Source organism: Nocardia sp. NBC_00565, assembly GCF_036345915.1.
Lineage (GTDB): Bacteria > Actinomycetota > Actinomycetes > Mycobacteriales > Mycobacteriaceae > Nocardia.
The window spans coordinates 735919-761247 of the sequence record NZ_CP107785.1 but is presented as its reverse complement, the minus strand read 5'-3'; the positions used below and the strand labels follow the sequence as shown (position 1 = coordinate 761247).

Genomic DNA, 25329 nt, shown 5'->3' with positions numbered 1-25329 from the left:
GGACACACCCGGCCGCGCGGACCCAACATCCTCGGCGCGCTGTCGGAGATCCAGCAGCCGAGACAGATCGATACGACACGCCCGAGGTAGATCGGTCATAGATACATGCTCTACCTGGGAAAGTTCACAAAAATTCGGCGTCCGAGACAGGCCGCCCGCAGTTCGAGCCCGCCCGGATAACGACGCGAAAATTCCTGGATATCGGCCCGTCGTTATTGTTTCGTGATTGCTGTGACATAAATCGCACATAATCCGCGGCGAATTTGTTGAGCGTCGCCATTTCGGATGCCTCGGGCTTTACAAACCACCGTGATGTATTCGTAACCTTTTCGAGACCTCACGGAGTCCGACGCACCACCCCGACGGTGCTTCGACACGCAGTCCGCCACACCACCGGGTGCGGCGTCGTGGGGCAGATTGGAAGTACCGCATCATGGCGACCAACACCGTCAAGCGACATGCCAAGCGTGCCGTCGCGGCCGGAGCCGTCGGAGCTGCCACGCTCGGCGTCTTCCTGTTGCCCGCCGCGCCCGCCTCGGCCCAGCCCGTGACCATCCCCGGTGTGGGAACGTTCGACGTTCCGAACGAGATCCCGATCCCGCAGGGCATCCCCGGCATCGAACTGCCCGGGGCCCCCGCGCCGCTGCCGTTCATGGCCCCCAGGAAGACCGTCGGCGATATCGCGCTCGATGCCGCGATGAGCAAGATCGGCTCCCCGTACGTCTACGGTGCCGCAGGCCCGAACGCCTTCGACTGCTCCGGCCTCGTCAAGTGGTCCTACCAGCAGGCGGGCATGGACCTCCCCCGCACCAGCGGCGCGCAGCTCGCCTCCGGCACCCCGGTCTCGCTCGACGACCTGCAGCCGGGCGACGTGGTGTCGTTCTACGGCGGCGGCCACTCCGGCCTGTACGCCGGTGACGGCAACGTCGTCCACGCGTCCACCTCGGGCACCCCGGTACAGATCGCCTCGATGTCGTCGATGCCGTTCGCGGGCGCTCGCCGCTTCTGAACGACCCTCTCCGAATCACCGCGCCCGGCCGCCACACGGCTGGGCGACGGGACGGCGTAACGTTTGCCACCCACTACAACGAGTGATCGTTTCGTGGCCTACTGGACACGGACCTAAGCCGTTCCGTAACCTAATTGAGACCTTCCCGGGTTGCGGAGTTCGCGGCAAACGTTCCCGCAGCTCACGGAGGCGACCGGATCGCTTCACCAGAGAAACGGGGCACGGCGCGCTGTGACAGCACATCACCGGAGACATCGCACGAAACGTCTGGTGGGCGGGGCATTAGCGGCCGGAGTACTGGCCGCCGCACTCTGCAGTGGCAGTTCAGCCGGAGCCGATCCGGCCGCGCTGCCGACCACGGCCACCGAGGCCGTGCAGCGGATGATCGACTTGTCCCGCGAATCCGAGCAGCTCAACCAGCAGGCCCTGGGCGCACAGGCCGATCTCGACACCAAGCTCGCCGCTCTGCACGACGCCGACGCCACGCTCGCCGCGACCACCCAGACCGCGAACGCGGCCCGCGACGAAGTCCGCAAGTTCCAGCCGTTCGTCGACAAGACCGTGATCGCCGCCTATCAGGGCGCGCGCACCAACCGGCTCTCCGCCGTCCTGCTCAGCGACTCACCGCAACATCTGCTCGACCAGATGTCGACGCTGGACGTGATCTCGGCCAAGACCTCCGATCAGCTCGCTCTCTACAAGCAGGCCACCGCCGCCGCGACCCAAACCGAGCAGGCCGCGCGCACCGCCGCCGACGCCGCCCGCGCCGCCTCCGATAAGGCCGACCAGGTCCGCGCCGATCTCGAACGCAAGCGCGCCGACCTGTCCGGTTCCATCGCGCAGGTGGTCGAGGCGTGGGGCGCGCTGTCCAGCAAAGACAAGTCGGCACTCGCCGGCTCGGCCTTCCCACCCGGTTTCGATACCGACACCCTGCTGCGCGGCCTGGTCCCCGGCAGCGGCACCAGCGCACTGGCCGCCGGACTCACCCGTATCGGCGACCCGTATGTCTGGGGCGCGACCGGACCACACCAGTTCGACTGCTCCGGACTCGTGCAGTGGGCCTTCAAACAGGTCGGCAAGAACGTGCCGCGGACCAGTTCCCAGCAGGCCACCTATGGGACCCCGGTGGACAAGAGCGACCTGCAGCCCGGCGATGTCGTGTTCTTCTACTCCGACATCTCCCATGTCGGCATCTACGCGGGCAATGGACTCATGCTGCACGCCTCCACATTTGGTGTTCCAGTGGCCGTCGCGCCGCTGGGATCGACGCCTTACAATTCGGCTCGGCGATACTAGTCGGCTATGAGTAGCTTGCGGCAGGCCCGCGCGTGGTTGTTCGTGCGACGACGCTTCCAGTTCGTCGCCACCGTCGCGATGGTGGCCGTGCTGACCGGCACCTGTGCTGCGCTGCTGATGGTGCCGAATTCGGTACTGCCGAAACTGCGTGCGGCCCAGCCGACCTCGATCGGCAGCCTGGCCCGCGCCGCGGCCGCTGATGACGATCCGCGACTGACGGCGGTGCGCCGGAGCCTGGAACCCTTCGGACAGATCGTCACCGAGCGGGTGCCAACCGGGAACAGCCAGGAGTCGCTGGTCGTCGGACACCCCGCGCAGCGGGCCGAAATCGATACCCTCGCAGCCGAACTCGGCGCCGCCACCACGGCCGTCACCGGCGTCTGGGGCCCGGGCTGGGCGCAGTCGGCCGTGGTGGTCGTCTCGTCGAATCCGTCCGAATTCGCCGCCCTGGTCCGCGCGGGCGCCACCATGCCCGCCGATGTCGCCGCCGCCTCGGTCGCCGACCCGTTCGTCCCCGGCACCCAGCCGACCGGCCAGCGCGTGGTGTTCAGCTCCGACGCCGGACGCCGCCTCGACGCCGACGGCCTGCGCACCCTGCTGCGCCACGAGCTCACCCATGTGGCCACCCGCGCGCAGACCGTCGACGGTGCGCCGCAGTGGATGGTCGAGGGCTTCGCCGAATTCATCGCCCACCGCGGCCAGGGACACCACTTCACCGATATCGCGCCGACGGTCGCCACGCGGGTCCGCGCCGGGGATATCCCGCGCGACCTCCCCGCCGACGCCGAATTCTCCGGAACCGCCGCCGTCGCCGCCTACGAACAGGCCTGGTCGGTCTGCGCCTTCGTGGCCGATAAGTTCGACGAACCCCGCCTGGTCGAGCTCTATCGCCGCATCGCGGCAGGCAAACAGGACCTCGGGAGCGAGGACCGCATCATGCGCGAAGTGCTCGGCACCAGCCGCGGCGACCTGGTCGCCGACTGGCGTGGCTGGCTGTCGGCCCGGACCGCCTGAACGACCCCGAACCGTCGTCACCACGGGAGTGCCCACCAAGTAGGTTGTTCGCATGGCTCGAACTCTGCTGGTTACCAATGATTTCCCGCCGCGGCCGGGCGGTATCCAGTCGTATCTGCAGGCGCTCACCGGTGAGCTGCCGCCCGATGATCTGGTCGTCTACGCTCCGCGGTGGCGCGGCGACAGTCATCTGAAATTCGATGCCAAACAGAAGTTCCAGGTGGTCCGCCACCCGACGACGCTGATGTTGCCGACGCCGCTGGTGCTGCGCCGGGCGGCGCGCCTGTTGCGCGGCGAGAACTGTGACACGGTGTGGTTCGGTGCGGCGGCGCCGCTGGCGTTGCTCTCGCCGATGCTGCGGCGCGCGGGCGCGACCCGGATTCTGGCCAGTACCCATGGGCACGAGGTCGGCTGGTCCATGTTGCCCGGGGCGCGGCAGGCGTTGCGCGCGATCGGCGAGCACACCGATGTCGTCACCTATGTCAGTCGATACACGCGCGGACGGTTCGCCTCGGCCTTCGGGCCGAATGCCGCGCTCGAATATCTGCCGCCGGGGGTGGATACCGAGGTGTTCCGGCCGGATCCGGCGGCGCGCGCGGAGCTGCGCGAGCGCTACGGCCTCGATGACCGGCCGACCATCCTGTGCCTGTCCCGACTGGTGCCGCGCAAGGGGCAGGACGCGTTGATCGTCGCCATGCGCGAGATCCGTGATCGCATTCCCGGTGCGGTGCTGGTGATCGCGGGCGGCGGGCCCTACCAGGAGAAACTGCGCGGTCTCGCGGTGGCGTTGGGCGTCGCTGATGACGTGATCTTCACCGGCCGGATCCCCTCCAGCGAGCTGGCCGCCCATCACACGCTCGCAGATGTGTTCGCGATGCCGAGCCGGACCCGCGGGGCCGGGCTCGATGTCGAGGGTTTGGGCATCGTGTATCTGGAGGCATCGGCGTCCGGGGTGCCAGTGGTGGCGGGGCGTTCCGGTGGCGCGCCGGAAACAGTGTTGGAGGGCAAGACTGGCCGCGTGGTCGACGGGCGCAAGACCGCCGAAATCGCCAATGCCATCGTCGATATCCTGTCCGATCGCGATGCCGCCGCCGAGATGGGCGCGGCGGGGCGGGCCTGGGTCGAGGAGCAGTGGCGCTGGGACGGCCTAGGCGCTCGGCTGCGTCAACTGCTGCGATAAAGACGATGGCGACGCACTGTCTCATCCTGTGATCTATTACGCTCGGGCTGTGCGGGAGCGAAGCGAGCGAAACATCGACACAGCGCGACTGAGCGAGGCGCGGCCGTGAGCAGCATTCAGATCGCGGATCAGACCTTCGTCGCCGCCCCGGGGGCCGCGGTCGCCGAGATCCTGTCCGGCCCGAACAATTGGCGGCGCTGGTGGCCCGACCTGACCCTGGACATCCGGGAAGACCGGGCCGACAAGGGGATTCGATGGTCGGTCACCGGCGCGCTGACCGGCACCATGGAAGTGTGGCTGGAGCCCTCGCTCGACGGGGTGATCCTGCATTACTTCCTGCACGCCGAACCCAAGTCGCCGACTCGGGATCCGGCCGCCGCCAATCGGGCCCGCCGGGTGGCGGGCAAGAATATGTCCTTCGAGATCAAGACCAGGCTGGAGTCCGGCCGCGCGGCCGGTGTCGCACCGGCGCACGCCGCCACCGCCCGCTGACGCACACGAGTACAGCAAAGTAGCTGAAAGGAATCGTTGTCCGCCATGGCCGACAGGACCCAGAGGTCGATCATCATCGACGCACCGTCGCAGCGGGTGATGTCCGTCATCGCCGATCTGGAGTCCTACCCGGAGTGGGTCTCCGCGGCGAAAACTGTTGAGGTGCTGGAGAAAGCCGCCGACGGCCGAGTGCGGACCGCACGCTTCGTGCTGGACGCCGGCGTCGTCAAGGACACCTATGTGCTGTCCTACACTTGGCGGCCCGACGACAAGTCGGTCAGCTGGACCCTGATCAGCGGTGAGCTGCAGAAGGCCCAGGACGGCACCTACGAACTCATCGACCAGCCCGACGGCACCACCGAGGTGACCTACGAACTGACCGTCGACCTGAACATCCCGATGATCGGCATGTTCAAGCGCAAGGCGGAGAAGGTGATCACCGATACCGCGCTGAAGGAACTGAAGAAACGGGTCGAAGGCTGAGCATGCGGCAGCCCGGTCGCACCCGGGTCGAACTGTTCATCGGTAAGGGCGGGGTCGGCAAGACCACGTTGGCCTGCGCTACGGCCATTGCCTATGCGCGGGCCGGTCAGCGGGTGCTGGTGGCCTCGCTGGATCAGGCGCATTCCCTCGGCGACGCACTCGGCTTCCGGTTCCCGCACGATCCGGGCACGGTGGCCGGGGTCGCGAGCGTGCAACCCGGGCTCGATGTGATCGAGGTCGATTCCCTTGCGCTGCTGGAGGATCGGTTCCGCGAGGTGGTGCGGATGCTCGCCACCGGGACCGGCCACGAGCACGGCATCGATCTGGCCGCGCTGGATCCTGCCGAGCTGACCGGACTGCCCGGCGTGCAGGAATTGCTGATGCTGGTGGAGATCACCCAGTTCGCCGATGAGGACGACTGGGATGTGATCGTCGTCGACTGTCCCCCCTCGGCGGACATGCTGCGGATCATCACCGCACCGGAGACCCTGCTCGGTTACGTGGAACGGGTATGGCCGCCGCACGCGCGCGCGATGAGCACGGTCGGCACCGACCTGCGACGCGCGGTGCTGGCCACTACGGTCGAGCGGATCGTCACCGCGGTCACCGAGGTGCGTGACCTGCTCGCCGATCACGCCCGCACCGGCGCCCGGCTGATCACCGGCGCCGAACAGGTGGCGATCGCCGAATCGGAGCGGGTGCGCTCGGCCGCCGCACTGCTCGGTCTGCGACTGGACGCGGTGGTGGTCAACAAGGTGCTGCCCGCCGCGCCTCCGCCGACCGCGCTGGAGGTGGCCTCGCATCCGGCGGTGCAGTGGTATCTGAGTCGACGCGCCGAACAGTTGGACGTGGTGAACCGGCTGCAAAGGGGTATGAACGGAACACGGGTGCTGATCGCCCAGCACACCGGCGCCGAACCGGTCGGGCTCACGTCCCTGTCCGCGCTGTCCTATGCGATCGACTCGGTCGAGCGGTTAGACACCGGCCCTGAGCTGAGCGACAATCCGGCCCAGGTTCGCACAAGTTCCGGCCAGCCAGTGGTTCGATTGGAATCGGGCACCGGTCTGCATTCGGTGTACGCGTTGCGGATGCACCTGCCCGTCGTCGACCCGGCGACGCTGCGACTGGGACGAGTGGAGGACGATTTGATCGTGGGAGCGGACGGGGTCCGGCGCCGGGTGCGCCTGGCGCCGGTATTGCGGCGGTGCACGGTCGATGGCGCCGAACTCGATCACGGCTACCTGGTGGTGCGATTCCGCCCGGACCCGCAGGCGTGGCCGATATGAGCGAGCCGAACGGCGGCCAGGCGGGCGGCTGGCCCGGCGATGCCGAACACGATGACGGGCTCAGCGAATTCGCGGCGGAATTGAAGCTGTTGGCCGAGGCCGTGCTGGAACGGGTCGAGCCGATGCTGCGCCGGGCCGGCGGCAGTGAGCCGGATTGGTCGAGTTGCAGCTGGTGCCCGGTGTGCGCGGCGGCCGCGCTGGTGCGCGGTGAACGTCACGATGTGCTCGCGGTGGTGGCCGAGCACGGCACCACGATCGTGACCGTGCTGCGGGAGGCGCTCGCCGGGGTGCCGGTCGATCCGGTCATGCCCGAAGACGCTGTGCCGCACGATCATTCGGCATCATCCGAGCCGGACAGTGACGCATCCGAACCCGCCGGCGCGAATACCCGCGCACAGCAGTCGACCTCGGTCGGGCGCGAGCGTGCTCGCTACGTCGGCATCCCCGTGACGATCAAGGCATGACCGCGCGGGTAGCAGGTGCGCGACCGCTGACCGTCGGCATCGACGTCGGCGGCACCAACATTCGCGCTTCGGTGGTCGACGGCGACGGCGAAGTGCTCGACACCGTCCAAGCGCCGACACCGCATTCGGCGCGCGCACTCGAGGATGCGCTGGATCGGGCGGTCCGCGAGCTGTGCCGCCGGCATCCGATCGGCGCGGTCGGCCTGGCGGTGGCCGGATTCATCAACGGTGATCGCTCGACCGTTCGCTTCGCCCCGCACCTACCCTGGCAGGACACCCCGGTCGCGCAGCGGCTCACCGAACGCCTCGGACTGCCGGTGATCCTGGAGCACGACGCCAATGCCGCGATGTGGGCCGAGTACCGCTTCGGCGCCGCGGCGGGCGGACACAATTCGGTGCTGGTGGCAATCGGCACCGGCATCGGGGCGGCGCTGCTCATCGACGGCGAACTGTATCGAGGCACCCACGGCGTCGCGCCGGAACTGGGCCACCTGCAGGTGGTGCCGCAGGGCCGGGCCTGCCCGTGCGGTAAGCGCGGCTGCTGGGAAAGGTACTGCAGCGGAACGGCGCTCGCCGATACCGCGATCGAAATGCTGGCCACCGATCCGGTGCATTCGACGGTGCTGGCGCGCGATGTGTTCCGCGATCCCGGCTCGCTGACCGGACGCCGGGTGGCCGGTGCCGCGCAGGACGGCGACCCGCTCGCGGTGCGGGTGATGGCCGATTTCGCGCGCTGGCTCGGACTCGGGCTGGCCTTCGTCAGCGATATCTTCGATCCGGGTCTGATCGTGATCGCAGGCGGGGTGAGCAGTTCGGCGCCGCTGTTCCTGGACGAGGCGCGGGAGGAGTACGCCCGCGCGATCACCGGTGCGGGCCATCGTCCGCTGGCTCGGATCCGCACCACCCAACTCGGTGAGGCGGCGGGCATGATCGGCGCCGCGGAGCTGGCCAGGGCCACGCTCGCCGGAACCGGGCGCGGGCGTTCATGGGTCGCGCGTACCAGCCATTGAGACCTTCGGGCCATTGACTGAGAACAATGTGGTGACATACGCCCCTCCGCTTGGATGTGATCTGTAACCAGCGGTAAAGTCGGCGACGACGGTTGTACCCGTAACGATCCCGGCCGCGGGGGTTAGGACACCATGCTCTACTGGATGCTGAAGTACCTGTTTCCGGGACCGTTCATGCACCTCTACAACCGCCCGACGGTCGAAGGCGTAGAGCACATACCCACCGACGGCCCGGCCATCCTGGCCGGTAACCACCTGTCCTTCTCGGACTGGTTGTTCGCGCCGCTGATGAGCCCCCGCCGGATCAGCTATCTGGCCAAGGCCGAATACTTCACCTCCCCCGGGTTCAAGGGTCGGCTGCAGAAGTTCTTCTTCAGCGCCACCGGGCAGTACCCGATCGACCGCAGCGGCGCGAGCGCGGCCGAGGACGCCCTCATCGCCGCCCGCAAGCTGCTCGACAAGGGCCACCTCGTCGGCCTCTACCCCGAGGGCACCCGCTCCCCCGACGGACGCCTGTACAAGGGCAAGACCGGCCTGGCCCGTCTCGCTCTGGAGACTGGCGTCCCCGTCATCCCCGTCGCCGTCATCGGCACCTTCGAGGTCTGCCCGCCCGGCCCCTTCCGCTGGCGCCGCCACCGGGTCACCGTGAAATTCGGCGCCCCCATCGACTTCTCGCGCTATGAGGGCATGGGCGGCAACCGCTTCGTCGAACGCGCCGTCACCGACGAGGTCATGTACGACCTCATGCAGCTCGGCGGCCAAGAATACGTAGACGTCTACGCCGCCAGCCTCAAAAAGGGCATCCCCTCCGGCCCCACCCCCAACGCCACCCGCATCCCGGAGACCGCGGCCAGCTAGGCTCGCCCCGACGCGGCGGAGTTCGGCGCGAGCACCGTCGGACTCCTCTTCGATCCATCCGATTCCGGGATTACTCCTGTCGGACGAATACCCTTGCCGGCATCGGGCGGGCGATTCCCAGCAAACCGGAGGTTGTCCGGCTCCTCAGACAAGACTCTCTAGCCGAAGACAGCCGCGGGCCTCGGATCTTTCGACAGACACTGAACGAACGGGTCAATCCGGCAAAGGTATTCGACCTCATCTGCCGCGACGAGGGCGCGAGTCCGGCTGATCCGCAGGATATGCTCGCGGTCCGAGGACGGTCCGTCGTGATGAATAGTTACGCAGGCGCGGGGCTGCTCGCAGTCGGCGGCTCGGCCGGTTTGACCATAGCGGTCATGTCGGTCGCATTTGCCGATCAGCTAGGCGATATCGGCAGCCGTGCGCTGGTGGTATGGGGGACCGTCCTTATCGCCGTCAGCACCTATGTCTGCGTCACGACGCGATTCCCGGTGGTACCGAAGGGCCGAATCGGCGCCGTCGTGTTCGCCGCGTTCACAGCGGTCGTGCTGCCCGTCGTGACCTTCCTGCTGTCCTGACCGATGGGCGATCGAAACGGTCACTCGCCCAGTGGAACAGCAGAGTGGCGGGGATTGGTCGATCTGGGCAACACTTGGGCGGGGGGCGGGTGGTGGGGGCACAATCAGCGGGGGTAGGTGTTCCGAGGGCGGTAGGTGCGGGGTTCGGCGTGGAGGCGGGCTGCGCGAGATGAGCTAGGGGCCGGGAATGTCCGAGGCAGGGACGGATCTGTTGTTATCGCTCGCGGTGGCGGCGGCGCATCAGCTGGGGTACTCCTGCCGGGTGGTGGACGCGGATGACGTGATGTTGTCCGGGCCGGCGGGGCATGTGATGGTCGGGCTGACGAATTTGCGCCGAATGGCCGCCGATGAGCCGCCGGATCAGTGGCCCGCGTTGGTAGCGGACTATCTCAGCACCGGGCTGGTCGATCTGGAGGTCGATCACGATCCGCTCGATACCGCAGACTTCGCGATGATGCGCGGGCTGATCAGGACCCGGCTGTACTCCGGGGAGGGCGGCGCGCCGGATGTGGTGTGCCGCGAGGTGGCCCCCGGCCTGATTCAGCGAGTGCTGATCGACCAGGTGCACACCATGGCACCGGTCACCTATCCGATGCTCGGTGCGTGGCCGATCGAGGAAGCCGATCTGTTCGCGCTCGCCGAGCAGAACACCCGTGCCGACGGCCCGCTCGAAGTGATCACCCACCAGATCGATACGCCGACGGCCGACGGCGTCGAGATCACCATGCTGTGCGGGATATCCGACTACATCACGGCACACGCACGCTGGCTCGGCGAATATCCGGTGGTCGGACCGGCGGGCTCGGTGTTCGCGGTGCCGTCCCAACGCCACATCTACGCGCACCCGGTGGCCGGCCTCGATGTCGTCCGGGCGACCACGGTGCTCGCCCAAGTCGCGGTGCTCGACTACACCCAACGCCCGTGGCCGGTCAGCCAGGACGTCTACTGGTGGCACGACGGCACGATCGAATTGGCCGCCGCGACCGAGCACACCGGTGACGCGCTGTGCATCTACCCGTCCGACAACTTCCTCGCCACACTGAACCAACTCCCCTCCTGAACCTGGTCTCGAGACGAGATCCGCGCCACATTCCTTCCGCCGGGATGGCCTCCCATCAGGCATTCGAGTCAGGGCATTCGCCCGATACCCCCGCATTCCGCAGTCCAGCAATATCTCTCGCAGCGGGAGTGTCACGTTTCGGGCCGCCCATGCGTCTTATGCGTAGACGGCTTCCCGATCGAGAAGGAGATGGCAATGCCTGTGATGTTCATTCGTTGCGAGGGCACGCCGCCCACGTTCGACCTGCTCGGCTCCCACGGGACCACCAGATGAGCAGCAAAGTGGCACAACATGCCGACGCAGCGGACGAACGGTACCGCGCAGCGGCGTTCGTGAAACGCTCGATCAATAAGGTGTTTCCGACGCACTGGGCATTTCTGCTCGGCGAAATCGCATTGTACAGCTTCATCATTCTGCTGATCTCGGGTGTGTACCTGACGCTGTATTTCGATCCGTCGATGACCGAAGTGGTTTACGACGGCGCGTATCAACCGCTGCGCGGTGTGCACATGTCGGCGGCTTATGCGAGCTCACTCGATATTTCGTTCGAGGTGCGCGGCGGCCTTTTCGTCCGGCAGGTGCACCATTGGGCCGCACTGATGTTCCTGGCCGCGATCATCGTGCACTGCTTGCGCATCTTCTTCACCGGCGCGTTCCGCAAACCGCGCGAGGCGAATTGGGTGATCGGTTCAACCCTGTTGATTCTGGCCATGTTCGAGGGGTATTTCGGCTACAGCCTGCCCGATGATCTGCTCTCCGGCACCGGCCTGCGCTCGCCGCTGGGCGGTATCTCGATGAGCGTGCCGATTGTCGGAACCTGGATCCACTTCGCGCTCTTCGGCGGCGAGTTCCCGGGCGAGGTGCTCATTCCGCGGCTGTTCATCACGCACGTGCTGCTGTTCCCCGGCATCATGCTCGCGTTGATCGCCGCGCATATCGCGCTGGTCTGGTACCAGAAGCACACGCAGTTCCCCGGTCCCGGCCGCACCGAGAAGAATGTGATCGGCGCCCGCATCGTGCCGGTGTTCGCCGCCGACCAAGGCGCGTTCTTCATGTTCACCCTTGCCACGGTGGCGGTGCTGGGCAGTGTGTTCCAGATCAATCCGATCTGGGAACTCGGGCCCTACAACCCGGCGCAGGTGTCGGCGGGTTCGCAGCCGGACTTCTACATGATGTGGACCGACGGCCTCGCCCGGCTCATGCCGCCGTGGGAGATCTACCTCGGCAACTACACCATCCCGGCGGCGTTCTGGGTGGCGCTGGTGATGGGTCTGGTGCTCGTGATCCTGCCCGCCTATCCGTGGATCGAGAAGCGGCTCACCAAGGATTACGCGCAGCACAATCTGCTGCAGCGGCCGCGAGATGTGCCGGTGCGCAGCGGAATCGGCGCGATGGCGATCACCTTCTACCTGGTCCTGACGCTGAGTTGCGTCAATGACATCATCGCGTTGAAGTTCGACATCTCGCTGAACGCCACCACCTGGATGGGTCGCATCGGGCTGCTCATCGCGCCACCGATCGCGTACTTCATCACCTACCGGTTCTGCGTCGGTCTGCAGCGCAGTGACCGCGCGGTGCTCGAGCACGGCATCGAAACGGGCATCATCAAGCGACTGCCGCACGGGGAATACGTAGAGGTGCACCAGTCGCTCGGCGCGCTCGACGAGCACGGCCGCCCGGTTCCGCTGGCGTACCAGGGCGCGGCGATTCCGAAGAAGATGAACAAGCTCGGGTCGGCGGGCAAGCCGGGCACCGGTAGCTTCCTGCGGCCCGATCCGGTGGGAGAATCCGAGCGGCACTTCGATATCGAGCATGCGGAAGAACGCAAACAGCTCGCCGTGCTACAGAAGTATCAGGACCGAATCTCCGTCGACGGCGAAAGGCACGCACCATGATGTGGCGGCTCGAACGCGCGCACGAGCAGGACACCGAGGACTACGGCTTGCTCGTCGCGGCCGCCACGGTGGCCAGCGAGACCACCGCACGCGCGGTCCGTGACCTGCTGCGATTCTATGGAATTCGAGCCACGACGGGTCCGGCGCACAGCACCAGCCGCACGCCGGGGCGGTCGCGTGTGCTCGTCTTCCCCGAGGATGCCGCGCGCGCTTACGAAATTCTCTGCGACAACACCGTCTGAAGAACCTCGGGCACTCACCACGGCCCGGACCAAGAGGCCCCGAGCCGACTGCGGTTCGGGGCCTTCGTTCGCTACTTGGTGCAGATCGACCGTACGGGCTAGCGTTCCGGAGCCCGCCATCCGCTCAGCGCAATACCGCGACCGATCTTCGGTCGGAGTGCAATGCTGGTGCACACAGTTCCGAACGGGGTAGGAGCGAACCATGAGCTTTCAGAAGATTCCGGCGGGATCGCGAGGGTCTCGTCCTCCGGCAATGAATCCGGTATTCAAGAAGACCGATCGCCTCCTCCCGATCATCGAACTGCGGCCGAAGAACTGAGACGGCCCTCGGCAACCCCGTCGCATCGCCTGTTGGCCGCGCCGACAATGCTTGTTCACACTGCGTTGGACTCCCTGCGCCAAGGTGGGCCAATGACTGGTTCGGACTTCGGCATCTCCCGGCGCACCCTGCTGCGCACCTCCGCCCTCGGTCTCGTGGCTGCCCCGGCGCTGGCCGCCTGTTCGAACGAAGGGCCGGCACTGGTCCGCCCGCGCCCGAATCTCACCCACGGTGTCGCGGTCGGCGATCCGCGCACCGACGGCGCGCTGATCTGGGCGCGCTCGGATCGGCCCGCGAAGCTGATCGTGGAGACCGCGGCCACCGAATCCTTCACCGACGCCAAACGGTTCACCGGCCCGCTGCTCACCCCGGACGCCGACGGCACCGGACGGGTGCGCGTCAACGGCCTGCCCGCGGGCCAGCAGGTGCACTATCGGGTGACTCTCGAAGGCGAGGACGGCGCGACCTCCGAACCGATCACCGGTGTCTTTCGCACCGTGCCCACCGGTGCGTCCGATATCAAACTGCAGTGGTCCGGTGACGTCGTCGGCCAGGGCTACGGCAGCAATCCCGAACTCGGCGGCATGAAGATCTTCTCCGCCATGGCCGCGCGCGACCCGCACCTGTTCATCCACTCCGGCGACTCGATCTACGCCGACGGTCCGCTGCAGGAATCGGTGACCCTGCCCGACGGCCGGATCTGGCGCAATACCGTCTCCGAGGCGAAAAGCGCTGTCGCGCAGACCCTGGAGCAGTTCCGCGGCAACTACGCCTACAACCTGACCGACCAGAACTACCGCCACTTCAACACCTCGGTCGCCCAGGTGGTCCAGTGGGACGACCACGAGACGGTCAACAACTGGTATCACGGCGGCCTGGTCGCGGAGTCCAAGGGCTACCGCGAGCGCAGCATGGACACCCTGTCGATCCGCTCGTGGCAGGCCTTCCATGAGTGGATGCCGTTGGAGACCGAGGAGGCCGTGGACGGACGCCTCTACCGCAAGATCTCCTACGGCCCGCTGCTGGACATTTTCGTCCTGGATATGCGGACCTATAAGGACACCAACGACCTTGACAACGGACCAAGCGGTCGCATCTTCGGTCCGGAACAGACGAAGTGGTTGATCGAGGGCCTGCGCGATTCCAAGGCCACCTGGAAGATCGTCGCCAACGATCTGCCGCTCGGCCTGGTCGTCAAGGACGGTGAACAGAAAAATACGGCCTACGAGGGTCCCGCCAACGGTGACAACGGCGCCCCCTCCGGCCGGGAAACCGAAATCGCCCAAGTACTCTCGACGCTCAAGGCGAACAAGGTCGGCGGTGTGGTCTGGCTGACGGCCGACGTGCACTACACCGCGGCGCACCACTACGCACCGGAGCGCGCCGCGTTCACCGACTTCGACGAGTTCTGGGAGTTCGTGTCCGGACCGCTGAATGCCGGTGCGTTCGGCCCGAATCCGCTGGACGGCACCTTCGGTCCGGAGGCGGTTTTCGTGCACGCGCCCACCGTGCAGAACGCTTCGCCGCTGGACAGCTTCCAGCATTTCGGCGAGGTGCTGATCGACGGCAAGTCAAGGGAACTGACGGTCAATCTGTGCGATGCGACCGGATCTGTCCTGTTCAGCCAGCGGCTCGCGCCGCCGGCTCGGTAACCAACGAGATCGAGCGAGCATCGGAGGCTCCGCTGTGGTTAGCTTTCGGTCCATGAGCACGCCGCACACTGTCGCCGCCGAAGAATATCTACCTCGTGACACCGCGGATGTCGTTCGTACTGTGCGGGATTCACGCGGTCGAGCGAAGAACCTCACGGTGCGCGGCGGCGAACCGATCGAGGACGGTCTTTCCCTGCCGGATCAGCGCACGGTGGTCTCGCTGCGAAAGATGAACGCGGTGCTCGATATCAACCTGGGCAGGCGCACCGTGCGCGTGCAAGCGGGCGCCAAACTCTCCGATATCGATCGCCGCCTCGGCGCGCACGGACTCGGGCTGCCGATCGTCGGCGACCACCGCGATATCACCGCGGGCGGGTTCGCCTCGGTCGGCGGGGTGAGCACGGCCTCGCACAAGTACGGCATGTTCATCGATCAGATCGTGGATCTCGAATACGTCGATCCGGACGGGCGCATCGGCACCTGCGGACGCGCGCACCACACCGAGCGCTTCCACCGCATCCTCGGCGCGAGCGGGCGTGCGGGCATCATTACCGCGCTCACCCTCGATGCGGTCGATATCGATAAGGATCACACCTGGCTCACCACCGATGCCGACCGGTTCCTCGACTTCGACTCCTTCGTCGAGCACGCCTACGCCGAGATCGTGCGACCGGGCAATGTCGCGCTGCAGGTGGGTCGTTGGGTCGATACCGCACCGCTGAAGGTGTCGCGGCCGGTCGGCACCGGACATGTGCAGTTGGGGACCGTGCGCTTCGGTCAGTGGGCGAGCCTGTACCCGACCACACCGACCCGATCGCTGCGCGCGCGCCGCGAGGTCGGCACCAAGACCAGGAAGTCGTTGGGTGTCATCGCCTCCGCCGCGGGCGGGCGCGCGGGCGCACCGGTGCGCAATGCCGCGGCGGGCGCGCTCATGTTCGCCCCGAAGGTGCTGACGCTGCGGGATGCGGAGTACCTGGCCGACACCGTGATCAGCTCCTCGGAACGCGGGCCCGCCTACCGGGTCGCGATCTTCGCGCCGCTGTCGACCTACACCTCGGTCTTCTACCGACTGCACGACCTGTTTGCCGGACACCGGGAACGCACCGGCTGCTTCACCGTCATCTCCGCGATGACCTACGGTGTGCGCTCTAGATACCTGCGGGAGGAGGCGCAGTCGCGTGGACTGGCCGTCGAGGACCACGGGCTGATCACCTTCACCTGCCGTTTGCGGCCCTCGGCGCTGCCCTCGGAACTGTTGCGCGACATCGTCACCGGAATCGACGAGATCTGCACATCCGAACACGCCCTGCGGTACGACTCCACGGATTAGACTGGTCGAGCCGCATATAGTCGCCAGCAAATAGCTTTACCGCCCCTGGGCGGCCTGGCTACTCGCTGGCGACGGCGGTCGACTTCGACACTGTCGGCGGGGTGTCGATGCGTTGGTTCAGCCCATCTACATGAAGGTTGCTCTGATGCTCGAATTCCGCCCTGCCCCGGTCCATCTGCCCGATCGCAAGCGTCAGCGGCCCGAATCCATCGATGGCCTGCGGGTACTCGTCACGGACGCGTGTTCGGATATCGGCCTTGCCACCGCCGTGCTGCTCGCCGCACAGGGCGCCCAGCTGCTGTTGGTCGCCCGGCGCGGTGATCAACTCGTGGCCGCGTGCAATGAAATCGTCGACGCGGGCGGTCATGCCGGCTGGTTCCGCTGCGATATCTCCGCGCTCGGCGATGTCGATCAGCTCGTGCACTGGGTGCTGACCGAATTCGGCACCGTCGACGTGCTGATCAACAATGCGGGCCGCCCGCTGCGTCGCCCCGTAGCACAATCACTGGACCGCTTCCGCGACTACCAGCGCATGATGGCCACCAACTACTTCGGACCGCTGCGCCTGACCCTCGGCCTGCTGCCCGCGATGCTGGAATCCGGTTCGGGCCACGTGATCAATGTCGGCCCGTGGAGCCTGAACACCGGCGCCACACCGAATTTCGCCTCCTACGCCAGTTCCCAGGCGGCCTGGACCACCTTCGGGCAGTGCGCGGACGCCGAACTGTCACCGCGCGGCATTCAGGTGACCGCCGTCCAATACCCCGCCGTCCAACCTGAATCCGGCACCATCGCGCACTACATCGCCGAATCCGCCCTGGAGCCCACCGACACCGCTCGACTCGTCGAAACGGCCATCCGCACCCGCCCGGCCCGCCTCCAGCCCCGCTTCGCCCGCACGCTGCGCGGACTGGCCGGGGTAGCGCCCCGCTCCACCAATCGCCTCCTCTCCCGCATCACCTCGTTCTAACCCGCCGCAGCCCTCAGGAGACAGCGCGACGCATGCTGAACCAGGGCACCGAACGGATCAGCCGAACCACAGCCGCCCGGCTGACTCGACTACCGTCGGTGAACGGTGCCACCCGTGGAACGGCGAAGGGCCCCACCGGATTCCGGTGGGGCCCTTCGAAAAGGAGTTCAGCTCAGTGCTTCTCGGGGCCGAGGTAGTACTCGAACACCAGTCCGGCGGCCGCACCGAGGATGCAGACCACACCGATGCCGATCAGCCAGAACTGGAAGAACGCCAGGCCGAGGGCGGTGATGGAGCCCGCCGCGGCCAGGGTGATGGGCCAGAAGCTGCCGGGCGAGAAGAAGCCGAGATCGCCCGTGCCGTCCACGATCTCGGCGTCCTCGTAATCCTCCGGGCGCAGGTCGAGGCGACGTGCGACGAAGCGGAAGTAGGTGCCGATGATCAGTGACAGACCGGCGGTCAGCACCGTCGCGGTGGTGCCCGCCCATTCCACACCGGTGCGCGACTGACCGGTGAAGTAGCCGTACACGATGGCCACGATGACGAAGAACACCGTGAGCAGTTCGAAAATCCGCGCTTCGATCTTCATATCAGATCAATCCTCACTTGCTCTCGGCCGCGGCCGCGCTCTTGGTGTCGCGCTTGGTGTTGAACGGCTGGGTGGAGGTGGCGACCGGGGATTCACCGATGGACTCGAGCGCCTCGGCGTTGGTCTTACCCGCCTTGCGCGACTCGATGTACTTGGTGAACTTCTCCGGCGACACCGCACGGACCTCGAAGTTCATCATCGAGTGGAAGGTGCCGCACATCTCGGCGCACCGGCCGACGAACGCGCCTTCCTTCTCGATCTTGGTGATCTGGAAGACGTTGTCCGAATGATTTTCCTTCGGGTTCGGCATCACGTCGCGCTTGAACAGGAACTCCGGCACCCAGAAGGCGTGCACCACGTCGGCGGCGGCCAGCTGGAATTCGATGATCTTGCCGGTCGGCAGTACGAGCACTGGAACCTCGGTGCTGGAGCCGACGGTCTCGACCTTGTCGTAGTGCAGGTAGGACAGGATGTCGTTCTCCGGCTTGCCGTGCACGGGGCCCGGCTGCGGGTGACCGTCCTTGGTCCGCTCCTTGTACTCCTCGAGCTGCTCCTGGTTATCAGCCTCACGCGCGGCGTCGATCCCGTCGAAGCGGAAGCCGTCCTTGAAGTCGACATTGCGGTAGCCGAACTTCCAGTTCCACTGGAAGGCGGTCACGTCGACGGTCACGTCCGGGTTGGCGACCTTCTCGTGCACGTAGTTCTGCACGACCACGGTGAAGTAGAACAGCACCGCGATGATGACGAACGGCACGGCGGTGTAGGTCAGCTCCAGCGGCACGTTGTAGCCGGTCTGACGCGGGAACTCCGGGGAGTCCTTCTTCTTGCGGTGGAAGATGACGGTCCAGAAGGTCAGACCCCACACCAGCACACCCATCGCCAATGCGGCGAGGACCGACCAGGTCCACAGCTCGCGCATCCGGGTGGCCTGCGGCGTGATGCCCGACGGCCAACCGAATCGCAGCCAAACATTGTCGATCGAGCAGCCCGAGACGAGCATCGCGGTGATCCCCAGGGACACCGCCAGCCCGGCCCGCCGAAGGATGCGGCCCCGCCGACCCTTCAGGGGTCGTGCCCCGATCTCTTCGCTCGCCTTGTGCGCCACGCTCACGCCTTCCTGGTCGCCACACATTCCGACAGTGCACCGCCAGGGTTGCGATCGCCCGGCGGTACGTCTCAAGCACATTTCAGGGCATTCCGGCCTGCCCCATTCGGGCGCGATCCACCTAAGAATGTCCTGAGTACTACGCAGCGTAGACCAAACCGGCGCCCCGTTTGACGTCGGGTCGCATTCGACACTCCGCCGATCCCGGGGTTGCCGCGGTCACCAGGACATCGTCCCAGCACAGGGCGTTCACCGCGACCGTTCGACGAACGCGGACACAACATTTCGAATGCCGAGGGGCGGCTATCGCGGCCGCTGCCAGCCACGCGCACCTGATGCGCGCGACACACGAATCCCCCCGGTGCGGCATACTCGGACACGAGATTTCGCCCTTGCGCCCCAGCCTATCGGGCGCAGCCACCCAGTGAATCGGGCCAGCGCCCGTACCCAAGTAGGAAACGAGGTTGCCGACGCCGTGTGTGGACTGCTCGGATTTCTGACATCTGATGCGGCAACCGACGACGGTCGGGGACGGCAGCCAGCGCAGCTGGCGGGGTGGGTAAACACCGTGGAGCGGGTGTACGACGCCCTGCACTGCGTGCGCCACCGTGGCCCGGACGAACGCGGCACCTGGCACGACGATCATGTGATCTACGGCTTCAACCGCCTGTCGATCATCGATATCGAGCACTCGCACCAGCCGCTGCGCTGGGGTCCGGCGGAGAACCGGGAGCGCTACGCGCTGACGTTCAACGGCGAGATCTACAACTACATCGAGATCCGCGCGGAGCTCGCGAAGGCGCATGCCGAGGAGTTTCCCGGCGGCAAGATCTTCGAGACCGAGGGCGACAGCGAGGCGATCGTCGCGGCGTTCCACTATTGGGGCCCGGAGGCGGTGCGCAAACTGCGCGGCATGTTCGCGTTCGCGATCTGGGATACCGAGACCCAGGAGCTGTTCCTGGCGCGCGATCCATTCGGGATCAAACCGCTGTTCCTGGCGACCGGTCCCGGCGGGACCGCGTTCGGCAGTGAGAAGAAGAGTCTGCTGGAACTGCTGCCCGCGCTCGGACTCTCCGATGCGCTGGATCCACGGGCGCTGGAGCACTACACCGTGCTGCAGTACGTGCCGGAGCCGGAGACGCTGCACAAGGACATTCGCCGCCTCGAATCGGGCCACTACGCCACCGTGCGGGCCGGCGAAGCGCCCGAGATCACCCGCTACTTCAACCCGCAGTTCACCGTGCGGCCCTTCGCGCCCGGTGCCGAGGCCGCCCGCTACCGCGAGATCGCCGAGGCGCTGGAGGACTCCGTCGCCAAGCACATGCGCGCGGACGTCACCGTCGGCTCGTTCCTGTCCGGCGGCATCGACTCCACCGCGGTCGCGGCGCTGGCCATGCGGCACAACCCGAAGCTGATCACCTTCACCACCGGTTTCGAGCGGGAGGGCTACTCCGAGGTCGATGTGGCGGCCGAGAGCGCCGAGGCGATCGGCGCGCGGCACATCGTGAAGGTGGTCTCCCCCGCCGAATTCGCCGCCGCGATCCCCGAAATCGTCTGGTACCTCGACGATCCAGTGGCCGATCCGGCGCTGGTGCCGCTGTACTTCGTGGCGAAGGAGGCGCGCAAGCACGTCAAGGTCGTCCTCTCCGGCGAGGGCGCGGACGAGCTGTTCGGCGGTTACACGATCTATCGGGAACCGTTGTCGCTCAAGCCCTTCGAGTATCTGCCGCGCGGCGTCCGCAAGCTGGCGGGCAAGCTGTCGGAGCGGATTCCGGACGGCACCCGGGGTAAGAGCCTGCTGCACCGCGGCTCACTCACCCTCGAGCAGCGCTACTACGGCAACGCGCGCAGCTTCAGCGACGCACAGTTGCGTGCGGTGCTGCGGGAATTCCGGCCGGAATGGACCCATCAGGACGTCACCGCGCCGATCTACGCACAGTCGCGCGGCTGGGATCCGGTGGCGCGCATGCAGCATCTGGATCTCTACACCTGGCTGCGCGGCGACATCCTGGTCAAGGCCGACAAGATGACCATGGCGAACTCGCTCGAGTTGCGCGTGCCGTTCCTGGACTCCGAGGTGCTGAAGGTCGCCGAGGGGCTGCCCTACGAGCAGAAGATCACCAAGGAGACCACGAAGTACGCACTGCGCCAGGCGCTGGAGGGCATCGTCCCGCCGCATGTGCTGAACCGGGCGAAGCTGGGTTTCCCGGTCCCGCTGCGGCATTGGCTGCGCGGCACCGAACTCTACGACTGGGCACACCTGCAGATCGCCGAATCCCAGACCGACCACCTGCTGGACAAGGGCGCCATCAAGGGCATGCTCGAAGACCACCGCGCGGGCCGCGGCGACCACAGCCGCCGGCTGTGGACGTTGCTGGTGTTCATGGTCTGGCACGGCATCTTCGTCGAGAAGCGCATCACCCCCGACATCCAGGAGCCGGTCTACCCCGTCTCCCTGTAGCCGCTTCAGCGCACGTTTCCTGCTGCCGCGCACACAGCGCACGAACTCGCCCGGAGAATTCGTGCGCGCCGATCAAGTGCGCGAATCCGTACGCGGCAGGCGAATCAGTGTGCAGCGCAACGCAGAACGGCCGCACCAGATCGGTGCGGCCGTTCGATGTCTGCGCGAACGCGCGACGGCGGAAGGTCAGAGCAGCGGCTTGATGTCCGCCGCCGCCTCAGCGCCGTAGGCCTTGGTGAGGCGCTCGAGGGCGTCGTCCTTGTTGAGGGTCCATTCCTGGGTGCCCATGGTCTCGAGGACGAGAACCGCGATGAGCGAACCCAATTGGGCGGAGCGCTCGAGCGAGAGTCCGGTGGTGTGTCCGGTGAGGAAGCCCGCGCGGAAGGCGTCGCCGACGCCGGTCGGCTCGACCTTGTGCACCTCGGGGACCACACCGACGGTCAACTCGGTGCCGTCGCGATCGACGATCTGCACACCGTTCGCGCCGAGAGTCGTGACGCGGATGCCGACCTTGCGGGCGACCTCTTCTTCGCTGAGGCCGGTCTTCTGCAGCAGCAGCGCCCACTCGTACTTATTGGTGAAAAGGTATGCGGCGCCGTCGATCAGCTGCACGGCCTGATCACCGTCGAGGCGGGCCAGCTGCTGGGACGGGTCGGCGGCGAATGGGATGCCGAGCTCGCGGCATTCGGCGGTGTGCCGCAGCATCGCCTCGGGATCGTTGGCGCCGATGAGTACCAGATCGAGGGTGTGCTGTTCGGCGATCGCGCCGATCGAGATGTCGCGGGCCTCGCTCATCGCCCCCGGGTAGAACGAGGCGATCTGGGCCATATCGTCGTCGGTGGTGCAGACGAAGCGCGCGGTATGCGCCGTATCCGAGGTCCTGACGGTCGAGCAGTCGACGCCGTGCTTCTCCAGCCAGGCGCGGTATTCGGCGAAGTCGGCGCCGACCGCGCCGACGAGCAGCGGCGTTCGGTTCAAAAGTCCCATGGCATAAGCGATATTGCCCGCCACACCGCCGCGTCGGATCTGCAGATCGTCGACGAGGAAACTCACCGACACATGATCGAGCTGATCGGCGAGCAGCGCGTCGGAGAACCGTCCGGGGAAACGCATGAGGTGGTCGGTCGCAATGGACGCGGACACGGCGATAGACACGAAGCTGAGCCCTTCGGTAGGCGGCTAGACGGTGACGACTCGGGGAACAGAGTCCCCGCCTTTACCGTACCTTCCCGTCTGTCCGGATACGCCTGCCCGCCGCGGGCGAATATTCAGCCGATCAGCGAGTGCCGCACGATTCGCATCGTGGACGAGCGGTCGGCAAATCGCCGGGTCTCGGATGGACCCGGCGACAGCTTTCCGAGATCAGTTGAAGGAGTCGCCGCAGGCGCACGAACCCGTCGCGTTCGGGTTATCGATGGTGAAGCCCTGCTTCTCGATGGTGTCGACGAAGTCGATCGAGGCGCCCTGCACGTACGGCGCACTCATCCGGTCGACGGCCAGCTTCACACCGCCGAAGTCGACGGTGAGGTCACCATCGAGCGAGCGATCGTCGAAGAAGAGCTGGTAGCGCAGGCCCGCGCAGCCACCCGGCTGCACGGCGATACGCAGGGCGAGGTCGTCGCGACCCTCCTGGTCGAGCAGCGCCTTCGCCTTGCCGGCGGCGGCGTCGGTCAGCGTCACACCGTGGGTGGTCGTCTCGTCTTGCACAGTCATGAACTCTCCTCAGGACAGCTGTGTTCAACCCGTGAACAGCGCACGGCTCGTGGCTGTCAACACTACTCAGCGGGCTGCTATTCCCCATCTTGCCACTAAGGCGTCGCTGCTATGACACAACCTCCGTGACGCTGCGCACGCGGGCACGGTGACACTGCGGATGGACCGCATTTCCCGCTGGATACGGTATCGAATAGCCTGGTTGCTGTGAAATTGTTCCGTCGCGGCGAGTCCAGCACCACCGACGAGGGCGCCGACCAGACGGCGGACTCGGACGGCGGCTCGACCGCAGTCTCGATCTCGAAAGCGGCCACCGCCACCGAAGGCAAGGGCCGTCCCACCCCGAAACGTCGTGACGCAGAAGGCAAACGGCGCGGCCCGGTAGCTCCCGCTCCGCTCACCGCGAAGGAGGCCCGGGCCCGGCGCAAGGCCACCCGTGGCAACCGGCAGGAGCGCAAAGCCGCCTCCGCCGAGCGTCGTATCGCGGCCCAGGATCGGCGCGCCAGGATGCTCGCGGGCGAGGACAAATACCTACTGCCGCGCGATCAGGGTCCGGTGCGGGCCTTCGTGCGCGATATCGTCGATGCCCGCCGCAATCTGGTCGGGCTGTTCATGCCGATGGCGCTGGTGTTGATTCTGTCGATGTTCGTGGCGCCAGCGCTGCAGACCGTTGTGACATTGGCCATGCTGGTGATGATGGCGTTCATGATCGCCGAGGGGTTCCTGCTCGGCCGGATCGTCAACGGACGGGTGCGCGAGCGCTTCCCCGACAGCACCGATACCGGGTACAAGCTGGGTTGGTACGCCTTCGTGCGCGCTTCGCAGATCCGCAAGATGCGGGCGCCGAAGCCGCGCGTCGGGCCCGGCGACAGTGTTTGATTTGCAGCGCCTGCGGCGCTGCGTGTTCGCGGCCCCCAAGGCTTGCGTCCGAGCGGTCGAGACTCGCGACTTCGTCGCATGCGCTTCGACCACTCGGACGCAAGCCGGCCGCGAACGTCGCTCGTAAGACTCGCTCCGTGGTGGTGGCGTAAGAAGCGATGCCACCACTTGACACTCCGCCCTGAATCCAGGGGAGATCTCAACGATGATGCCCGTGGGCGTAGATCGCGGACAGTTCGGTCTGCATCCGCTGGGCGTCGCGATCGGTGATATGGCCTGATCCGGCATGGCCGCATCCTTGCGCGATGAGGACCGCGAAGCCCACCACGACCGCCATGCTTACGAGAAAAGTAATCATGGCAGTAATTTTGCGCTCGATGATTTACCGCCGAAAGTGGCTGTTCTGACATTGTTCGTAAAGATTCAGCCAGGTACGCTGTCGGCATGCTGTCCAAGGTTGCCGTGGTGCTGTCGGAGCGCCTGGCCATGTTCGAATTCGGCGTGGTCTGTGAGGTCTTCGGGCTCGATCGGACCGCGGATGGACTGCCCGGATTCGATTTCAAGGTCTGCGCGGCCGAACCGGGCAAGCCGCTGCCGTCCACCACGCCCGGTATCACGGTGACGCCGGAGTACGGGCTGGAGGAGTTGGCGAAGGCCGATCTCGTGGCGATTCCGGCCTTTCCGGCCTCCGCCTTCGACACGGGGCTCGACCCGCGGGTGGTCGGCGCGATCCGGGAGGCGGCGGATGCGGGGGCGACCGTGCTCACGGTGTGTTCGGGGGCGTTCCTGGCCGGGGCGGCCGGGCTGCTCGACGGTCGCAAGTGCACGACGCACTGGCGTTATGTGGATCAATTGGCGGCTCGGTTTCCGGCGGCGACGGTCGACCCCGATGTGCTGTTCGTGGACGAAGGCAACCTGATCACCTCCGCGGGTACGGCCGCGGGTATCGACGCCTGCCTGCATCTGGTGCGCCGGGAAATCGGCAGTTCCGTCGCGAACGCGATCGCGCGGCGGATGGTGGTGCCGCCGCAGCGCGACGGCGGGCAGCGCCAATTCATCGAGCGCCCGGTCCCCGAATGCACCTCCGACAGCCTCAGCTCCACCCTGCAGTGGATGAGCGAGAATCTGGACCTCCCGCACACCATCGACGATCTCGCCGCCCGTTCGATGATGTCCACCCGCACCTTCGCCCGCCGCTTCGCCGCCGAAACCGGAACCACCCCGGTGAAATGGCTGACCAACCAGCGCGTGCTCTACGCCAAGCACCTGCTGGAGGACACCGACGAGGGACTGGAGCAGATCGCCACGCAAGCCGGTTTCGGGTCCGGCGCGCTGCTGCGACACCACTTCCAGAAGGTTGTCGGCATCGCCCCGACCGAATATCGCCGTCGGTTCGGCGCCGGTATAGACGCGACCGAACAGCTGGCCCGAACATCGGATTGAT

25 protein-coding genes are annotated in these 25329 nt (G+C 66.6%); 20 read left to right on the top strand and 5 right to left on the bottom strand.

What is annotated here, in order from left to right; genetic code table 11:
* Positions 1–433: 433 nt before the first annotated feature.
* From OG874_RS03855 to OG874_RS03775, 17 genes are all read left to right on the top strand, one after another.
* On the top strand, positions 434–1009 hold the full coding sequence (locus tag OG874_RS03855; protein ID WP_330253750.1) for a C40 family peptidase: 576 nt from the start codon (positions 434–436) through the stop codon (positions 1007–1009).
* Positions 1010–1279: 270 nt separating this feature from the next.
* Positions 1280–2305, top strand: a complete 1026-nt coding sequence (locus OG874_RS03850; RefSeq protein WP_330253749.1) for an NlpC/P60 family protein — start codon at positions 1280–1282, stop codon at positions 2303–2305.
* Positions 2306–2311: 6 nt separating this feature from the next.
* Positions 2312–3319 carry a hypothetical protein gene (locus OG874_RS03845; protein ID WP_330253748.1) on the top strand — a complete coding sequence of 336 codons (1008 nt, stop codon included), beginning with the start codon at positions 2312–2314 and terminating at the stop codon, positions 3317–3319.
* A 52-nt stretch (positions 3320–3371) separates the two neighbouring features.
* Positions 3372–4499: a glycosyltransferase family 4 protein gene (locus OG874_RS03840; protein ID WP_330253747.1), complete on the top strand. Its 1128-nt coding sequence runs from the start codon at positions 3372–3374 to the stop codon at positions 4497–4499.
* A 105-nt stretch (positions 4500–4604) separates the two neighbouring features.
* Positions 4605–4991 carry a polyketide cyclase / dehydrase and lipid transport gene (locus OG874_RS03835; RefSeq protein WP_330253746.1) on the top strand — a complete coding sequence of 129 codons (387 nt, stop codon included), beginning with the start codon at positions 4605–4607 and terminating at the stop codon, positions 4989–4991.
* A gap of 45 nt (positions 4992–5036) precedes the next feature.
* Positions 5037–5474, top strand: a complete 438-nt coding sequence (locus tag OG874_RS03830; protein WP_330253745.1) for an SRPBCC family protein — start codon at positions 5037–5039, stop codon at positions 5472–5474.
* A 2-nt stretch (positions 5475–5476) separates the two neighbouring features.
* Entirely contained in the window at positions 5477–6760 is a 1284-nt protein-coding gene (locus OG874_RS03825; RefSeq protein ID WP_330253744.1) for an ArsA family ATPase, read from the top strand.
* On the top strand, positions 6757–7224 hold the full coding sequence (locus OG874_RS03820; protein ID WP_330253743.1) for a hypothetical protein: 468 nt from the start codon (positions 6757–6759) through the stop codon (positions 7222–7224). Before OG874_RS03825 ends, OG874_RS03820 begins: the two co-directional genes overlap by 4 nt.
* Positions 7221–8234 (top strand): ROK family protein, encoded by a 1014-nt coding sequence (locus OG874_RS03815; protein WP_330253742.1) that lies wholly within the window; start codon positions 7221–7223, stop codon positions 8232–8234. The genes OG874_RS03820 and OG874_RS03815 overlap by 4 nt, the downstream gene beginning before the upstream one ends.
* A gap of 132 nt (positions 8235–8366) precedes the next feature.
* Positions 8367–9092 (top strand): lysophospholipid acyltransferase family protein, encoded by a 726-nt coding sequence (locus OG874_RS03810; RefSeq protein WP_330253741.1) that lies wholly within the window; start codon positions 8367–8369, stop codon positions 9090–9092.
* 311 nt (positions 9093–9403) lie between these two features.
* A complete protein-coding gene (locus tag OG874_RS03805) occupies positions 9404–9670 on the top strand; it encodes a hypothetical protein (RefSeq protein ID WP_330253740.1) in 267 nt (88 codons plus the stop codon).
* A gap of 187 nt (positions 9671–9857) precedes the next feature.
* Positions 9858–10730, top strand: coding sequence for a hypothetical protein (locus OG874_RS03800; protein WP_330253739.1), 873 nt, complete (start codon positions 9858–9860; stop codon positions 10728–10730).
* 269 nt (positions 10731–10999) lie between these two features.
* Positions 11000–12625 carry a cytochrome bc1 complex cytochrome b subunit gene (qcrB, locus tag OG874_RS03795; protein ID WP_330253738.1) on the top strand — a complete coding sequence of 542 codons (1626 nt, stop codon included), beginning with the start codon at positions 11000–11002 and terminating at the stop codon, positions 12623–12625.
* A complete protein-coding gene (locus OG874_RS03790; protein ID WP_330253737.1) occupies positions 12622–12867 on the top strand; it encodes a hypothetical protein in 246 nt (81 codons plus the stop codon). The genes qcrB and OG874_RS03790 overlap by 4 nt, the downstream gene beginning before the upstream one ends.
* Positions 12868–13278: 411 nt before the next feature.
* Entirely contained in the window at positions 13279–14838 is a 1560-nt protein-coding gene (locus OG874_RS03785) for an alkaline phosphatase D family protein (protein WP_330253736.1), read from the top strand.
* Positions 14839–14890: 52 nt separating this feature from the next.
* Positions 14891–16168 (top strand): FAD-binding oxidoreductase, encoded by a 1278-nt coding sequence (locus OG874_RS03780; RefSeq protein ID WP_330253735.1) that lies wholly within the window; start codon positions 14891–14893, stop codon positions 16166–16168.
* A gap of 145 nt (positions 16169–16313) precedes the next feature.
* On the top strand, positions 16314–17138 hold the full coding sequence (locus OG874_RS03775) for an SDR family NAD(P)-dependent oxidoreductase (protein WP_330253734.1): 825 nt from the start codon (positions 16314–16316) through the stop codon (positions 17136–17138).
* A 172-nt stretch (positions 17139–17310) separates the two neighbouring features.
* On the opposite strand, the gene OG874_RS03770 is transcribed toward OG874_RS03775, so the two are convergent.
* Both OG874_RS03770 and ctaC read right to left on the bottom strand, forming a co-directional pair.
* Positions 17311–17727 (bottom strand): cytochrome c oxidase subunit 4, encoded by a 417-nt coding sequence (locus tag OG874_RS03770; protein WP_330253733.1) that lies wholly within the window; start codon positions 17725–17727, stop codon positions 17311–17313.
* A 13-nt stretch (positions 17728–17740) separates the two neighbouring features.
* Positions 17741–18832, bottom strand: coding sequence for an aa3-type cytochrome oxidase subunit II (gene ctaC, locus OG874_RS03765; RefSeq protein ID WP_442943275.1), 1092 nt, complete (start codon positions 18830–18832; stop codon positions 17741–17743).
* Positions 18833–19307: 475 nt separating this feature from the next.
* On the opposite strand from ctaC, the gene asnB reads away from it, so the two are divergent.
* Positions 19308–21293 (top strand): asparagine synthase (glutamine-hydrolyzing), encoded by a 1986-nt coding sequence (gene asnB, locus OG874_RS03760; protein WP_330253732.1) that lies wholly within the window; start codon positions 19308–19310, stop codon positions 21291–21293.
* A gap of 186 nt (positions 21294–21479) precedes the next feature.
* On the opposite strand, the gene OG874_RS03755 is transcribed toward asnB, so the two are convergent.
* Both OG874_RS03755 and OG874_RS03750 read right to left on the bottom strand, forming a co-directional pair.
* Complete coding sequence (locus OG874_RS03755) at positions 21480–22448, bottom strand: carbohydrate kinase family protein (RefSeq protein ID WP_330253731.1); 969 nt, start codon at positions 22446–22448, stop codon at positions 21480–21482.
* 207 nt (positions 22449–22655) lie between these two features.
* Positions 22656–23006, bottom strand: a complete 351-nt coding sequence (locus OG874_RS03750) for a HesB/IscA family protein (protein ID WP_330253730.1) — start codon at positions 23004–23006, stop codon at positions 22656–22658.
* 207 nt (positions 23007–23213) lie between these two features.
* Here OG874_RS03750 and OG874_RS03745 point away from each other — a divergent pair, with 207 nt between their 5' ends.
* Positions 23214–23885 carry a DUF3043 domain-containing protein gene (locus OG874_RS03745; RefSeq protein ID WP_330253729.1) on the top strand — a complete coding sequence of 224 codons (672 nt, stop codon included), beginning with the start codon at positions 23214–23216 and terminating at the stop codon, positions 23883–23885.
* Between the two features lie 199 nt (positions 23886–24084).
* On the opposite strand, the gene OG874_RS03740 is transcribed toward OG874_RS03745, so the two are convergent.
* Positions 24085–24243 (bottom strand): hypothetical protein, encoded by a 159-nt coding sequence (locus OG874_RS03740; RefSeq protein WP_330253728.1) that lies wholly within the window; start codon positions 24241–24243, stop codon positions 24085–24087.
* 86 nt (positions 24244–24329) lie between these two features.
* On the opposite strand from OG874_RS03740, the gene OG874_RS03735 reads away from it, so the two are divergent.
* Complete coding sequence (locus OG874_RS03735; protein WP_330253727.1) at positions 24330–25328, top strand: helix-turn-helix domain-containing protein; 999 nt, start codon at positions 24330–24332, stop codon at positions 25326–25328.
* Position 25329 lies beyond the last annotated feature (1 nt).

What these genes read in the sequence shown, in the direction of transcription:
- OG874_RS03805 (WP_330253740.1), top strand. Translation starts at nt 9,404, where the DNA reads ATGAATAGTTACGCAGGCGCGGGGCTGCTCGCAGTCGGCGGCTCGGCC.
- OG874_RS03800 (WP_330253739.1), top strand. Translation starts at nt 9,858, where the DNA reads ATGTCCGAGGCAGGGACGGATCTGTTGTTATCGCTCGCGGTGGCGGCG.
- OG874_RS03785 (WP_330253736.1), top strand. Translation starts at nt 13,279, where the DNA reads ATGACTGGTTCGGACTTCGGCATCTCCCGGCGCACCCTGCTGCGCACC.
- qcrB (WP_330253738.1), top strand. Translation starts at nt 11,000, where the DNA reads ATGAGCAGCAAAGTGGCACAACATGCCGACGCAGCGGACGAACGGTAC.
- OG874_RS03825 (WP_330253744.1), top strand. Translation starts at nt 5,477, where the DNA reads ATGCGGCAGCCCGGTCGCACCCGGGTCGAACTGTTCATCGGTAAGGGC.
- OG874_RS03820 (WP_330253743.1), top strand. Translation starts at nt 6,757, where the DNA reads ATGAGCGAGCCGAACGGCGGCCAGGCGGGCGGCTGGCCCGGCGATGCC.
- OG874_RS03770 (WP_330253733.1), bottom strand. Translation starts at nt 17,727, where the DNA reads ATGAAGATCGAAGCGCGGATTTTCGAACTGCTCACGGTGTTCTTCGTC.
- OG874_RS03830 (WP_330253745.1), top strand. Translation starts at nt 5,037, where the DNA reads ATGGCCGACAGGACCCAGAGGTCGATCATCATCGACGCACCGTCGCAG.
- OG874_RS03855 (WP_330253750.1), top strand. Translation starts at nt 434, where the DNA reads ATGGCGACCAACACCGTCAAGCGACATGCCAAGCGTGCCGTCGCGGCC.
- OG874_RS03735 (WP_330253727.1), top strand. Translation starts at nt 24,330, where the DNA reads ATGCTGTCCAAGGTTGCCGTGGTGCTGTCGGAGCGCCTGGCCATGTTC.
- OG874_RS03790 (WP_330253737.1), top strand. Translation starts at nt 12,622, where the DNA reads ATGATGTGGCGGCTCGAACGCGCGCACGAGCAGGACACCGAGGACTAC.
- OG874_RS03845 (WP_330253748.1), top strand. Translation starts at nt 2,312, where the DNA reads ATGAGTAGCTTGCGGCAGGCCCGCGCGTGGTTGTTCGTGCGACGACGC.
- OG874_RS03810 (WP_330253741.1), top strand. Translation starts at nt 8,367, where the DNA reads ATGCTCTACTGGATGCTGAAGTACCTGTTTCCGGGACCGTTCATGCAC.
- OG874_RS03740 (WP_330253728.1), bottom strand. Translation starts at nt 24,243, where the DNA reads ATGATTACTTTTCTCGTAAGCATGGCGGTCGTGGTGGGCTTCGCGGTC.
- OG874_RS03815 (WP_330253742.1), top strand. Translation starts at nt 7,221, where the DNA reads ATGACCGCGCGGGTAGCAGGTGCGCGACCGCTGACCGTCGGCATCGAC.
- OG874_RS03775 (WP_330253734.1), top strand. Translation starts at nt 16,314, where the DNA reads ATGCTCGAATTCCGCCCTGCCCCGGTCCATCTGCCCGATCGCAAGCGT.
- OG874_RS03750 (WP_330253730.1), bottom strand. Translation starts at nt 23,006, where the DNA reads ATGACTGTGCAAGACGAGACGACCACCCACGGTGTGACGCTGACCGAC.
- OG874_RS03780 (WP_330253735.1), top strand. Translation starts at nt 14,891, where the DNA reads ATGAGCACGCCGCACACTGTCGCCGCCGAAGAATATCTACCTCGTGAC.
- OG874_RS03840 (WP_330253747.1), top strand. Translation starts at nt 3,372, where the DNA reads ATGGCTCGAACTCTGCTGGTTACCAATGATTTCCCGCCGCGGCCGGGC.